This is a genomic window from Pedobacter ginsengisoli, assembly GCF_030244015.1.
In the GTDB taxonomy this organism is placed as follows: domain Bacteria; phylum Bacteroidota; class Bacteroidia; order Sphingobacteriales; family Sphingobacteriaceae; genus Pedobacter; species Pedobacter ginsengisoli.
Window position 1 is genome coordinate 745,091 of sequence record NZ_JASSYX010000004.1, and the last position, 13,472, is coordinate 758,562.

Here is a 13,472-nt window from a genome sequence, read left to right on the forward strand (position 1 = left end):
TTCTGGCGCAAAGGTACGCCAACTGAACTTCAAAAACAAAGAAGCCGGACTAATCCGGCATACTTAATATTGATACTCTTATAGACAAATCCTATAATCATTATCTGATTTATTAATTTTAGCTATGTTAACGGACCACCCTCCCGTTCTTGTCAATATTGACATCAAAGGGCTTTAGGTATTCGCTGACCAGAACAGCAAATTCCCGGCGCGTAACGATCCTCCCGGGATCAAACTCCGTCTTGAAGTGGTACGTTGTCTTCCATTTTTTCTTCACTTCTTCGGTCGTGTTCTTTAACGATTTATTGCCAACAACAGACACCAGGTCCAGTACGCTGGCTATACTCATTTGTTGTTCTTTGTGGTCATCAAACCAGATCTGAGCTTTGTAATAGTATTCTTTGATAACTGGCCTGATCTCTTCCGTTGTGACCGTCTGATCTGGCCGGAAGTAGGCATCGGCTCCGGAAATACCTGCCTTCAGCACACCTGTGACCCCAATAAACTGTATGGCCTTCCAGTTGCTGTCAGCCGGGTCTATATCTTTGAAAGGAACGAGACTTTGCTTATAGTTGATCAGTTCCCCCTGAATGATCTTTAAATTGGATTCTGAAGTTTTTCGTTTATAAAAAGAAGCGTAAGCTGCTGTAGCTCCGGCAGCCTGTCCGGCGGCGAAACTTTCCTGTGCCGGATCAAGGGTGACCAGATTCTCCTGAAGCGGGTTTAAAAACCGATAAAGCGACAGGACATTTGCAGTGTTGTTATTGGTAAAATAACCTGCAGCAATACTGGTTCGGTAGGTGTTGTTTTCATAATTGAACGGTTGCCACAATACCGCGGCTTTTTCGTCGGGTATCCCCAACTCCCGGCCAGCTTTCTCTGATTTGTCAGCATTGACCAAAACTCCGGCCTTTATTTTTTTCCCGTCTTTGAGCTCCATAACCCATCCGCTCCCTGATCTTTTGATCTTTAACCAGGTTGCATTTCTCATCACAGTGAGATTTTTGAGACTGTCCGTCCAAACTTTCAAAACGACATTTGCTGTATTGTCATCAAAATTATCTGCTTTTAGACGCTTTAAAAATTCTGCTGCAATACCTGAATTCTGGTCTTTTCCGACAGGCGACAATTCAAATCCCGGTCCGGGCAATAAGATTACCGTTTTAACACCCGATACCGCAGCCTGAATCCCCGCTCCTATGACGTTATTTCCATTTCCAATCACCAGCACCCCTGTTTTGGTAGTCTGTGCAATTGAACTGCAGACAAAGACCATTGCAGAAAAAACAACAAAAAATACCCTTTTCATTTTGTATATTTAATTTTACATGCAATATCCTTCAATTGAATTGATTTACGATATAAATGTAGTAAAGGGTATTTAATTTAACCTATTTTAACATTTCAGGTGTTAACAAATCATTATGCCCAATAACTCTGCTTTTGTTTTTACCGCCCAGCAAGGCCACAAATTTCTTCTTTCTACCAGTACTGCTAGAGAAAGGATAGCAAAGCTCCGGCGGTTAAGGTCGACTATTGAAAGCTATGAACAGCGGTTGTATGAAGCTCTAAAGAAAGACCTGCGCAAAAATGAATTTGAGGCCGCTGTAAGTGAAGTGATTTTCATTTATGGGGAGATTAATCATGCAATCCGCCATTTAACAGGATGGATGAAACCCCGAAGGGCAGGAAAGGCAATAACCAATATTTTTGCGAAAAACAGGATTTATTATCAGCCTAAGGGGGTATGTCTGATCATTTCACCCTGGAACTATCCCTTTCAACTGCTCATGAGCCCGCTGGTTTCGGCCATTGCTGCGGGCAACTGTGTCATACTCAAACCCTCTGAATTAAGCCCTGCTACAAGTACTGTCATGGCAAGTCTGATTGAAGATTGTTTTGACCAGCAAGAAGTCTGCTGTTTCGAAGGGGGTGCGGAAGTCGCCTCCGAATTGCTGCAGCTGCCCTTCGATCATATCTTTTTTACCGGCAGTACTGCAATTGGAAAAATCGTCATGGAAGCTGCAGCGAAAAGCCTGGCTTCCGTAACACTGGAGCTGGGTGGAAAATCGCCTGTTGTGATCCACACCTCTGCAGACCTCAAAAAGACCGCGGAAAAAATTGCATGGGGAAAGCTCATCAACGCGGGACAGACTTGCATTGCGCCGGATTATGTACTCATTCCGGAACATATGATGGAAATATTCGCCGGGCATTACATTTCGGCTGCAGAGGCTTTATTTTGTTCCGGCTCCGCCGCACCCGACCTGGATGTCTATGCGAAAATTATAAATGAAAGGCATTTTAAGCGCCTATGCGAACTGATCACAGACGCAACAGCTAAAGGTGCAGAGCTTGTCTACGGCGGGCTCGCACAGGCAGAAACTTTGACGATCAGTCCTGCAATTTTATTAAACCCCTCTTTGGATTCAGCGCTGATGCAGGAAGAAATATTCGGCCCGCTCCTTCCTGTAGTCCCCTATAAAAATCTTACCGAAGCTGTTGCCCTCATCAATGCGAAAAGCAAGCCGCTTGCGCTCTATATTTTTAGTAAAGATGCCGCTGTGACCAAGCAAATTATTCGTGATACCAGTTCAGGCGGCATTTGTGTCAATGACGTGCTGGTACACATTTCCAATCCAAAACTTCCTTTTGGAGGAGTTGGTACAAGCGGAATGGGCAGTTGTCATGGGCACTATGGTTTCAAGGCTTTTTCACATGAACGATCAGTTGTGTTTCAGTCCGGACCAAACCTGACGCGCCTGATTTATCCACCATACCGTACTAAACAATGGGTGCTGAAATTGCTGAAGAAGCTATTCTGATCAGCCGATACGAACCGAGGTCATGGTCAGCGAGCCGCCAATTGCCTTGTCATTGAAAAGGGAAACTGCATCCTGTTCCGTTTTTAATCCGAGAGTGTACATCAGCGGGAGGTAATGCTCCGGTGTGGGAATGGCCAGTAAAGCTTCTTTGCCCAGGTTGTGGTAAGCCTGCAGCGGCAAATGGTCGTTATTCAAAATCAGGTTTTTGAATTTATCACTGATCTGCAGTGCCCAGTCGTAACCACCGCCATTGATCATTTCCCAGCTCATCATCCTCAGGTTATGGACCATATTTCCGCTTCCCAATATTAAAACACCTTTTCTGCGAAGGAAGGAAAGTTCTTTCGCCAGCTCATAATGATAGCTGGCATCTTTTGTATAATCGATACTGAGTTGTAATACAGGTATATTGGCTTCAGGATACATTCTTCTGACCACTGTCCACGCACCATGGTCCAGACCCCAGTCGTGATCCAGGCCAACACTTGTGGTCTTGATCAGTCCTGCGGTTTCTATAGCGAGCGCCGGAAGCCCTGGCGCGGGATAAATAACATCAAACAGTGCCTGTGGAAATCCTCCAAAATCATAAATGGTCTGCGGAAAATCCATAGCGGTAATGTGTGTCCCCCTGGTAAACCAGTGTGCAGACACTACCAATACGGCTGTGGGACTGGGGATGTCTCGGGCCAGTTCGGCCCATTTCAAACTAAATTCATTGTCCTCAATCCCGTTCATCGGAGATCCGTGACCAATAAAAAGCACGGGCATAATGTTTTCCAGTAAAGGAAGACTGCCTGTAAATGTTTTGAACTGGGACAGGGAGGACATATTATAGCTGTTTTTACAGGCTTGCGAATGGTCATCGCAAGCCTGATAATTTTTATTGTTTTACTGAGCCTTGAAAAACTCGAGGTTAAGATTGATCTTGACATCTTTAGCTACTCCAGCTCCGCTAGGATCAAACTTTATGTTATAATCCAGCCTGTTGATTGTAGTTGTTGCCGAGAAACCCGCTTTAGTTTTACCTTGCTGCTGGGCTGTGCCGCCATATACCACATCAAACTTAACGTCTTTAGTTACGTCGCGGATGGTTAATTTGCCGCTCAGCTCGTAATTGCTTCCGCTCACTTTTTTGAACCCTGTGCTTTCAAAAGTCATTTTAGGATATTTTTCCGCGTTAAAAAAATCATCGCTCTTTAAATGGTTATTACGCTGCTCTACGTCGGTAGAGATGCTGGCAACATCCACTGTAAAATTGATACTGGCATCGGTAAGGTCTGCATTGGAAGCAACCACTGTGCCGTCAAATTTTTTAAAAGACCCATCGACAAATGAAATACCCATGTGCTTCACAGAGAATGTGACGAAGGAGTGCATGGGATCTACTGTCCATTTTGTTTGTGCGAATGACGCAGCGCTGATTGTTAGGGCAACCAGTAATAATAAAACCTTTTTCATATTTTTTAAGTTAATGATTTATAAAGATATGACCTTTATTGATTAGCCGTTGTTGATGTATGATAAGAAATTGTGCCGGCTCAATTAAATACATTAAAAAAATTGAATTCCACTCTTGCCAGGTACATGTTTTTAGTATAGCGGTTCCCGATATTTCCGACTGCCTGAAACCTGTAACCAAGGTCAATCCTGGTCCGGCTGTTTAAAACCACCTGAACTGCGGGAGCAAGGTCAAGATAGGACCTGCCGTTTGACGGATTGGTTTTGCCGAGCAGTTCAACGTATAGGTTTAAATTGGGCTGGTTGTAATCTTTATAAATTACGGGAAACAGCAGATACCCTGACGACAGGCTATAGCCGATCATCTGGTCCGGGCCGGGCATGTTGGCCCATTGCAGATCCTTGTCAATGAATGCCTTGGTATAGCTCAGGGTTCCGGACAATGCCAGTTTATGCAGGAGCTGCGTAAATATTAATCCGCCTTGTATTCCGCTGTTGTCTCCCTCCAAATTAATGTCTTCAGTATACAGCGGGCGTCTGCTGCTGCTCCAGCGGCCGAAAACAGAGACCCTTGAATGTGTCTTTATCCCGTCCAGGGAGAGCACCCGGTATTTGGCATAAAAGCTCCCCCCTTCAAACCGATAGCGGCCGTCCATGTCCGAAAAAAATACCTGGCCATGGGCCATCAGGTTCTTGTTAACTCCGACCATCAGCTCACCTATGCTCCGGCTGGAAAAATCCGGGCTGAAAAATCCCTCATTGGTGAGCCTCACCCCCAACGATCCCGAAGCCATATTGCTGGCCGGCTCAGTAAAAACATACAATTCCTGAGATTTGGCAACGCTTGTCATCAGAACAAGCGCAACCAATAATCTGAACGATCCCATTTGTTAGATGGCTAAATGATAGATCCTCGTCTTCTTGCCATTTATTGTTCCATAGCCGCTTACGTAGGTATCTGTTTTAAACTGCGCCGCTTTTTGTTTAAATGCAGGGGCCGGAATAAAGTTTTTATCTATTACGCTGGCCCTGACCGCTCCATTTAGCGTTTTATTTTTGGCATTAAAAAATTTATAGATCTCAGATCCGTCCACCGCTTGTCCGTTTTCATCTATCTTAAGGTTATTGAAATTGAAAACCGCAGAAAGTCCTGCAACTGAAAACCCAGCATCCTGAACTTTTTTCCGGATCAGATCAATACTTACCGTTTTGCTTTTTTTAAAATCAATTACAAAAATGTTCTTGTTAAGGTCGGGTTTAACGGCTTCTATAAAATCCAGAGATCTCAGTGATTTTTCTGTGGCCTGTGAACACATGGAGCAGGTTAGCCCTGCTACTTGCAGTTCAGCAGAAGATATTTGCTGGGCAGATACTTTGCCGGCACCTAAAAAAATAAGGAATATGCTTAAATATTGAATCGTTTTCATTTTTAATTTGTTTTAAATCGTCGTAAATCATTATTGAGCGTCACTCTCCCTGCTTTCTCAAGCATTCGGAGATCAATTTACCGGCGGTCTAATTCCTGAAAACGCAATTGAAAAGGTGTAAAGAAATAATGGAAGATAGGGGTGGAACCTTGTTTTCTGCTGGGCGCAAAGTCTCCGGCATCATCGCTTTAAACACATAGGTTAAAGGCGCACCCAAAAACAATTGCAAGCTAAAGTTGCCGGGCAGCTTGACTTTCGTTCCGGCCTGGTGGCTGTCTTTTACCTTAAAGGCGACCGCTGTTGTTTTGCAGCAGTGATGACTTTTGGTTATTTTGCTGTCTTTAGTACATGCCTTGCATTTTGCTGTTTCTATAAAGCGTACAGATGATAGCTTTCCTGCACAAAAATGCATACTCATAGCAAGCCCGATCACGCTGATCAGGTAAAAGACACACAGTCCAATTGCTATTTTTTGCTTCATCTTCATCTCAGAGATCAGGATCAGGGCAATGCGGCCTTTCCAGATTATACAAAACTATAAAATAATAATTGCAATTGCCTTGTCCGGGGCCTTTGCGCTAAAAATAATGCGGTGCTATGACATTTGAATAAAGCAGATTTAGATTAACTTAGCCGTACTTTCAAATTCCATTATGCAGAGACTTTTTATTTTTCTTTTGAGTATTTGTTTCACCGTTTCTTTCGCAGCAAAGCCTAAACATCAATATGTGAAGATAAAGACAGATCTTGGTGAATGCATCATCATGCTTTACAACCAAACCCCAAAGCACCGGGAGAACTTTATTAAACTGGCCAAAAAAAAGACATTTGACGGAACACTGTTCCACCGTGTAATCAAAGACTTTATGATCCAGGGCGGCGATCCGGATTCGAAATCAGCCAAACCAGGCGAACAATTGGGCGAAGGCTCTGTTGGCTATACGGTACCGGCAGAATTTAATGACAGCTTATTTCACAAAAAAGGAGTTTTGGCGGCGGCGAGGGACAATAATCCTGAAAAAGCATCAAGCGGCAGCCAGTTCTATCTGGTCCAGGGAAAGGTATTTACCGACGAACAGCTGGATGCCGCTGAAACCAACCGGCTAAAATTCAAGATCCCATTGTGGCAAAGAGAAGTTTATAAAACTTTAGGAGGAACTCCGCATCTTGACCGCAGCTATACCATATTCGGAGAAATTGTCAGCGGACTGGCTATGGTAGACGCCATTGCTGCGGTCACCAAAGACATACACGACCGGCCTCTTGCTGATGTGAAAATGACCGTCACGGTTCTAAAACGGAGAGCAGCCAGAAAACTGGAAAAAACATTAAACATTACCCTCAAATAATTTCATGAAGATTATCTCTTATAATGTCAACGGCATCCGTTCCGCCTCTACAAAGAACTTTTTTGGCTGGCTGCAGGCCACAGATGCAGATATGGTCTGCCTGCAGGAGGTCAAAGCCCTGCCGGTTCAAATTCCCGATATCCTTGCACTGATCGAACAATTGGGATACCATCATTACTGGTTTCCAGCGGAGAAAAAAGGCTATAGCGGCGTCGCGATATTGACCCGCATCAAACCGAACCATGTCGAATATGGCTGTGGGGAAGAGTGGATAGATAAAGAAGGGCGCATCCTGAGAGCCGATTTCGACAGTTTTTCTCTGATGAGCCTCTATATGCCCTCAGGATCCAGCGGTGAAGACAGACAAGTAAAAAAATATGAGTTCATGAGGTTTTTTGATGCCTATATCGGCGAACTGCGAAAAGAAATCCCGAACCTCATCATTTCCGGGGACTACAACATTTGCCACACCGCAATGGACATTCACAATCCAAAATCAAATGCCAACTCCTCAGGCTTTTTGCCGGAAGAAAGAGAATGGATGGAATTATTCCTTCAGAACGGATTTATAGACACTTTCAGGCATTTTAACAAAGACCCCCATCACTATACCTGGTGGAGCTTCAGGGCCAATTCCAGGGCAAAGAATCTCGGCTGGCGCATCGACTATCATCTGGCTACCCAGCCTATGCTGGGGAAGCTAAAAAAAGTAACCATTTTGCCGGACGCCGTTCATTCCGATCATTGCCCGGTGTTGCTGGAACTGGATATTTAGCACAAAATTTCAAGCAGATCAATCCATTTGCAGAGCAGATATTATGATAGCTCAATATTTTTTACTCTTAAATTCATATATTTTTTCAGGAGTAATGCAAAGATCCAGCCGTGCATCATATTCATTGACATCAGCAATCAGATCAACAGGACCAAAAAAAGACAGTCCTATTTTCAGTGTATCAACATTTAGCAGGAAGCGGTCATAAAAACCTTTCCCATAGCCCACCCGATACCCTCTTTCGTCAAAGGCAAGCATTGGAATCACCACCATATCAACTTCTCCAGTGTGCAGCTCCCCTTTTTGAGGCTCCAGAATATTGTAAAGATTCTTTATTAGCGCCTCCTTTCCGGGATACACATAATGGCTCATCAATGCCGTATTGAAATCTGCCTTAGGCACAATGATCTTAATCTGCGGATGATGAATGGCCAGCCAGTCAATAAAAATAAAAGTATCCGGCTCCTTTTTTTCTGCGATGGGAATAAATATATGTATGGTCTTTACCCCTGAAAGATCAAACGAAGAAAAATGATCCAGCAAAGCCCTGCTATACACAGCAACCTCAGCCTCAGACAATAGCTTTCGCTGTTCCCCTGCAACTTTTCTAAGTTCTTTCTTTGTCATCAAAACAAAGATAATAATAAACAATTAAGCGCTTAACCAAGCTGCGCACCCAACTTTACATACCCACCCAAATTCCCGAACCTGCCTATTTTTATGCGCCCAATTTTTGCGCCCGGAGAAAAATCAATGTTCCGCAGAGGAGGCATAGGAATTTTTGACGAAGCGCAGCGAAAAGGTTCCAGCCTCAGAAGCGGACATTGATTTTTCCGAAAAGCAAAAAAAGCGCATAAAAAAGAAGGCTTCGGGAACCACTCCGAAGCCTCAATCAACCTAAACCTAAAACTAAACTATGAAAATTCTTATTTTACTCTTTCAATATAATCACCTGTGCGGGTATCAATCTTAACCTTATCGCCCTGATTGATAAACATTGGCACTTTGATCTCCACTCCGGTTTCTACAGTCGCGTATTTAAGCGCATTTGTAGAAGTATCGCCTTTAACCGCAGGCTCCGAGTAGGTAATCTCTAACTCTACGTGTGAAGGTGTTTGTGCCATAATCGGCTCGTCACTTTCAAAAGCGATGATCACATTCATTCCTTCTTTCAAGAATCTAACACTTTTCCCAAATAGTAATTTCGGTATGTTAAACTGCTCGTAAGAAGTATTATCCATTACAACTAGCGCATCACCGTCTTCATACAAATATTGGTAATCATTAGTCTCAACACGGCAAATTTCAACATCTTCATCCACACGAAACCTGTATTCTACAAGTTTACCGGTTTTAACATTGCGCATTCTCGCCTGATAAAAAGCGCGAAGATTACCTGGTGTACGATGTAGAAATTCTTCTACTTGTACCAATTCTCCGTTAAAACGAAGGATATTACCATTTTTTACTTCTGATGCTTTTGCCATTTTCTTTTTGAAATTGAGCCTTACTATCGGCCTTTTTTCGTGCCGCAAAGGTAAAGACTATTTATTAATTACACAATAGTTATTTGAAAATATTTTTACGGGCCTGTTTAAGCTTAAACCAAGCCTCATTTTGCTTCAACACAAATATATATTTAGTTACTTATAATCCGTTATACGAACGAAATGGTTACAAAACGAATATTCCTCTTCCTGATTTGATCCGACAATTATCATCTTATCCAGGGTGAAATTTTCAATTAAACGCTGGTACCAGGCCATCCCTTCTTTGTCCAGATTTGATGTCGGTTCATCCAGCAAAAGGATTTTACTATCCGTACAACAGGCCAGTGCCAGTTTAGTCCTTTGCTTCATTCCTGAAGAAAAGTATTTCAGCGCCTTGTCCTGTGACTTTGTGAGTCCAAGCACGTCCAGAACCGCGTCCTGGCTAAGCCCTGCATAAAGTCTTTTAAATTTAAAATGGAAGTCTATTGTCTCCCGCAATGTAAACTCCTCGATCAAATCCAGATAAGGAGCAGCAAAACTAAGGTGCCCGTAGATCTCTTCCGCAGAGATCTGCCTCCCGTCAGTATAGCTGACCGTTCCCTCAGAGGGCGATAAATTACCTAAAATCATACTAAGCAGGGTTGATTTGCCCGACCCGTTCGGACCGAGTATGGCATACCGGCCTCCAGGACGGAACTGATAGCTTAGATTTCTGAAAATCCATTCCTGGTTGAATCTCCTTCCTGTATTTTCAAGATCAATTACCATCTGGACTACCTAACTTCCGGATCCAAAGCCCTTCATCACACCCCTGTTAGAGTTGCGGATAAAATCAACGATCTCATCCCGGATTTCAGTTGGCTTAAATTCCGCTTCGATCATATCCAGCGCTTTAGTCACATTATTGTGTTTAACGAATAATACACGGTAGATCTCCTGGATTTCATTGATCTTTTCAGACGAAAACCCACGCCTTCTCAAACCAACTGAATTGATCCCGGCATAAGATAGCGGTTCGCGGGCAGCCTTAACATAAGGAGGTACGTCCTTACGTACCAGTGAGCCCCCGGTTACAAATGCATGGGCACCTACCTTAACAAACTGATGTATGGCCACCAACCCAGCTAAAACGACATAATTGCCAATAGTAATGTGTCCGGCCAGTGTGGTGTTGTTTGAGAAAATACAGTAATCACCGACTTCACAGTCGTGGGCGATATGAGAATAAGCCTGAATAAGGCAATTGCTGCCTATGACTGTTTTCCATTTGTCTTTTGTGCCCCTGTTTATAGTGACACATTCCCTGATCGTAGTGTTGTCGCCGATCTCAGCAGTTGTCACCTCTCCGGCAAACTTCAGATCCTGCGGCACTCCCGAAATAACAGAGCCAGGGAAAACCCTGCAGTTCTTGCCAATCCTTGCCCCGTCCATGATCACTACATTTGATCCGATCCATGTGCCTTCACCAATTTCGACATCTTTGTGAATTACTGCAAAAGGCTCTATAACAACATTATCGGCAATTTTCGCTTGCGGATGTATATACGCTAGGGGTTGTATCATGATACGGGTTCGCTATCTTTAACTTTTACAATTTGAGCCATCATCTCTGCTTCGACCACAACTTTTCCGGCTACCATTCCAACGCCTTTCATTTGGGCAATTCCCCTTCTGATCGGCTCCATAAGGTCGCATCTGAAAACTATTGTATCTCCGGGCGAAACTTGCGCCCTGAAGCGTACATTATCAATCTTTAAAAACAAGGTAAGATAATTTCTTGGATCAGGCACAGTGCTCAAAACCAGAATGCCCCCGGTTTGGGCCATCGCCTCGATCTGAATCACACCAGGAAATACCGGTGCGCCCGGAAAATGGCCTTTAAAAAACTCCTCGTTCATCGTCACGTTCTTTACACCGACAACATGTGTCTTAGAAAGCTCAAGAATTTTGTCTATAAACAGGAAGGGCTGACGGTGCGGCAAAATATCCATGATCTGTACCACATCATAAAGAGGCTTTACAGACGGATCATATACATGCTGTACTTTTTTATTCTTTTCTTTTTTGATAGCTGCTTTAATTTTCTTTGCAAATGCAACATTGGCGGCATGACCCGGACGGGCAGCCATAATGTGTCCTTTTAAATGCACCCCAACCAGAGCGAGGTCACCGATCATATCCAGCAGTTTATGTCTTGCCGGTTCATTTTGATACCGCAATTCCATATTATTAAGTATTCCCTGCGGCGCGACTTCCATGGCGGTCCTGTTAAAAATAGTCGCCAAATGGTCCAGTTCTTCTTTTGTAACTTCCTTGTCAACGATTACGATGGCATTGTTAAGGTCGCCGCCTTTGATCAGATTATTTTGCAGCTGATATTCCAGCTCATGCAAAAAACAAAATGTTCTGCAGGAAGCGATTTCTCTCTTAAATTCAGCAATGCTGGATATTCCTGCGTGCTGACTTCCCAATACTGGTGAATTGTAATCGATCATACAGGTAAACCTGTAATCATCAAGCGGCATCGCAACGATCTCCACCTTTCTATCAGGTTCTGTATAAGTAATGTTATGAGGGATCTGGAAGTATTCACGGTCAACGTCCTGCAACTGTACCCCGGCATTTTCCAGAGCCTCTAAAAACAGGATCGCACTTCCATCCATTATGGGAGTCTCAGGACCATCCAGCTTCATCAATACATTATCCAGGTCCATTCCAACCAAAGAAGCCATCACATGCTCCACGGTGCTTACACTCGCGCCATTCTGAGATATCGTCGTTCCTCTTGCCGTATCGGTCACATTATCGCAATCAGCATCAACTATTGGGCTTCCCGGTAAATCTATCCTCTGAAATTTAAAACCATGATTTTCAGGTGCAGGACAAAAGGTTAAGGTAACATTTGCTCCTGTATGAAGACCGACCCCTTTTACGGAAACTTCAGCTCTAATCGTTTTTTGCTTAACGTTCATTCTTTATTTTGATATTGTACTGTTTTGTTCAATTATTGTTTTCAAATCCGAGATCATGGCCTCCAAAGATGCAATCCTCTTTTCTATGGCCGGCAGCTGTTTAAATATAACCGACGCCCTCATCCAGTCCCTCAGGGGTTGCGCCGGACTCCCGTGCCACTGCTTATTTTCTTCTGCGGTACTGAAATTGATGCCTGCCTGAGCCCCTATTTGTGTGCCTTTGGCAAGAGAGAGGTGTCCGGCTATCCCGACCTGTCCGCCTATTACAGACTTTTCGCCCAGTTTTGTACTTCCGGAAATCCCGGTTTGTGCAGCAACGACACTATGTTCGCCCACATCGACATTATGTGCGATCTGTATCAGATTATCCAGCTTAACGCCCTTTCTGATAAAAGTAGAGCCCATTGTCGCCCGGTCGATGGTTGTGTTTGACCCCACCTCGACATCATCCTCAATAACCACATTACCGATCTGGGCGATCTTGGAATAGGTCCCGTCAGCCTGTGGTGCAAAGCCAAAACCATCACTTCCGATAACAGCGTTTGAATGGATCGTCACCCGGTTTCCCACAATGCATTTGTTATATATCTTTACCCCTGGAAAAATGACACAGTTCTCACCTATTTTTGCATCTGTGCCGAGATAGACCTGTGCATTTATCTTGGAATTGTCCCCGATTTCTGCATTTTCTGCAATGTAAGAGAATGCCGCTATAAATACGTTCTTTCCTATTTTTGCTGTCGGATGAATAAAACAGGGCTGTTCAATCCCCGATTGCACATTCGCCTGATTAACGGCTTCGTTATATTTTTCCAGCAACAGAGAAAATGCACTATAGGGATCTGCAACCTTTATTAAAGTACTGCTTACAGGTTGCGACGGGATAAAATCCTGTCCGACAATGACCACTGAAGCATTTGTGGTGTACAAATAATTTTCATATTTCGGATTGGACAAAAAGCATAAGGATCCTTCTTTACCATTTTCTATTTTTGAAAGTTCCCCAACTTTTACATTAGCGTCCCCATCGATCGTACCGTTTATAAATTCGCTTATCTGCTTGGCAGTAAATTGCATTTTACAAAGTTATATGTTAAATTGATATGAACAAATAAACCTATTTAGGATTAGATATACCTAATAGATATAAGAAAACTAAAAACGGGATAAAAATTT

The 13,472-nt window shown here is 43.5% G+C and carries 15 protein-coding genes; 3 read left to right on the forward strand and 12 right to left on the reverse strand.

Features of this window, described 5'->3' with window-relative positions; all coding sequences use genetic code 11:
- Positions 1-127: 127 nt before the first annotated feature.
- Positions 128-1,309, reverse strand: coding sequence for an FAD-dependent oxidoreductase (locus QEP08_RS20560; RefSeq protein WP_285060638.1), 1,182 nt, complete (start codon positions 1,307-1,309; stop codon positions 128-130).
- A 115-nt stretch (positions 1,310-1,424) separates the two neighbouring features.
- Between QEP08_RS20560 and QEP08_RS20565 the strand changes: the two genes are divergently transcribed.
- Complete coding sequence (locus QEP08_RS20565) at positions 1,425-2,825, forward strand: aldehyde dehydrogenase family protein (protein WP_285060639.1); 1,401 nt, start codon at positions 1,425-1,427, stop codon at positions 2,823-2,825.
- Here QEP08_RS20565 and ygiD read toward each other — a convergent pair whose 3' ends face one another.
- From ygiD to QEP08_RS20590, 5 genes are all read right to left on the reverse strand, one after another.
- Positions 2,826-3,653, reverse strand: a complete 828-nt coding sequence (gene ygiD, locus QEP08_RS20570; RefSeq protein WP_285060641.1) for a 4,5-DOPA-extradiol-dioxygenase — start codon at positions 3,651-3,653, stop codon at positions 2,826-2,828. It abuts the gene before it with no gap.
- Positions 3,654-3,713: 60 nt separating this feature from the next.
- Positions 3,714-4,283: a YceI family protein gene (locus QEP08_RS20575; RefSeq protein WP_285060642.1), complete on the reverse strand. Its 570-nt coding sequence runs from the start codon at positions 4,281-4,283 to the stop codon at positions 3,714-3,716.
- An 80-nt stretch (positions 4,284-4,363) separates the two neighbouring features.
- Positions 4,364-5,170, reverse strand: coding sequence for a hypothetical protein (locus QEP08_RS20580; RefSeq protein ID WP_285060643.1), 807 nt, complete (start codon positions 5,168-5,170; stop codon positions 4,364-4,366).
- Positions 5,171-5,173: 3 nt separating this feature from the next.
- Positions 5,174-5,710 carry a heavy-metal-associated domain-containing protein gene (locus QEP08_RS20585; protein ID WP_285060644.1) on the reverse strand — a complete coding sequence of 179 codons (537 nt, stop codon included), beginning with the start codon at positions 5,708-5,710 and terminating at the stop codon, positions 5,174-5,176.
- 88 nt (positions 5,711-5,798) lie between these two features.
- Positions 5,799-6,191: an HYC_CC_PP family protein gene (locus tag QEP08_RS20590; RefSeq protein ID WP_285060645.1), complete on the reverse strand. Its 393-nt coding sequence runs from the start codon at positions 6,189-6,191 to the stop codon at positions 5,799-5,801.
- A gap of 247 nt (positions 6,192-6,438) precedes the next feature.
- On the opposite strand from QEP08_RS20590, the gene QEP08_RS20595 reads away from it, so the two are divergent.
- Positions 6,439-7,059, forward strand: a complete 621-nt coding sequence (locus QEP08_RS20595) for a peptidylprolyl isomerase (RefSeq protein WP_349019051.1) — start codon at positions 6,439-6,441, stop codon at positions 7,057-7,059.
- 4 nt (positions 7,060-7,063) lie between these two features.
- Positions 7,064-7,834, forward strand: a complete 771-nt coding sequence (locus QEP08_RS20600; protein ID WP_285060648.1) for an exodeoxyribonuclease III — start codon at positions 7,064-7,066, stop codon at positions 7,832-7,834.
- A gap of 51 nt (positions 7,835-7,885) precedes the next feature.
- Here QEP08_RS20600 and QEP08_RS20605 read toward each other — a convergent pair whose 3' ends face one another.
- The 6 genes from QEP08_RS20605 to lpxD form a co-directional block, all read right to left on the reverse strand.
- Positions 7,886-8,461: a 5-formyltetrahydrofolate cyclo-ligase gene (locus QEP08_RS20605; protein WP_285060650.1), complete on the reverse strand. Its 576-nt coding sequence runs from the start codon at positions 8,459-8,461 to the stop codon at positions 7,886-7,888.
- A gap of 299 nt (positions 8,462-8,760) precedes the next feature.
- Positions 8,761-9,321 (reverse strand): elongation factor P, encoded by a 561-nt coding sequence (efp, locus tag QEP08_RS20610; protein ID WP_285060651.1) that lies wholly within the window; start codon positions 9,319-9,321, stop codon positions 8,761-8,763.
- A gap of 156 nt (positions 9,322-9,477) precedes the next feature.
- Entirely contained in the window at positions 9,478-10,092 is a 615-nt protein-coding gene (locus tag QEP08_RS20615; RefSeq protein WP_285060652.1) for an ABC transporter ATP-binding protein, read from the reverse strand.
- 9 nt (positions 10,093-10,101) lie between these two features.
- Positions 10,102-10,887 carry an acyl-ACP--UDP-N-acetylglucosamine O-acyltransferase gene (lpxA, locus tag QEP08_RS20620; protein WP_285060654.1) on the reverse strand — a complete coding sequence of 262 codons (786 nt, stop codon included), beginning with the start codon at positions 10,885-10,887 and terminating at the stop codon, positions 10,102-10,104.
- Positions 10,884-12,296 carry a bifunctional UDP-3-O-[3-hydroxymyristoyl] N-acetylglucosamine deacetylase/3-hydroxyacyl-ACP dehydratase gene (locus QEP08_RS20625; RefSeq protein ID WP_285060655.1) on the reverse strand — a complete coding sequence of 471 codons (1,413 nt, stop codon included), beginning with the start codon at positions 12,294-12,296 and terminating at the stop codon, positions 10,884-10,886. Before QEP08_RS20625 ends, lpxA begins: the two co-directional genes overlap by 4 nt.
- A 3-nt stretch (positions 12,297-12,299) precedes the next feature.
- A complete protein-coding gene (lpxD, locus tag QEP08_RS20630) occupies positions 12,300-13,373 on the reverse strand; it encodes a UDP-3-O-(3-hydroxymyristoyl)glucosamine N-acyltransferase (protein ID WP_285060657.1) in 1,074 nt (357 codons plus the stop codon).
- Positions 13,374-13,472: the final 99 nt, after the last annotated feature.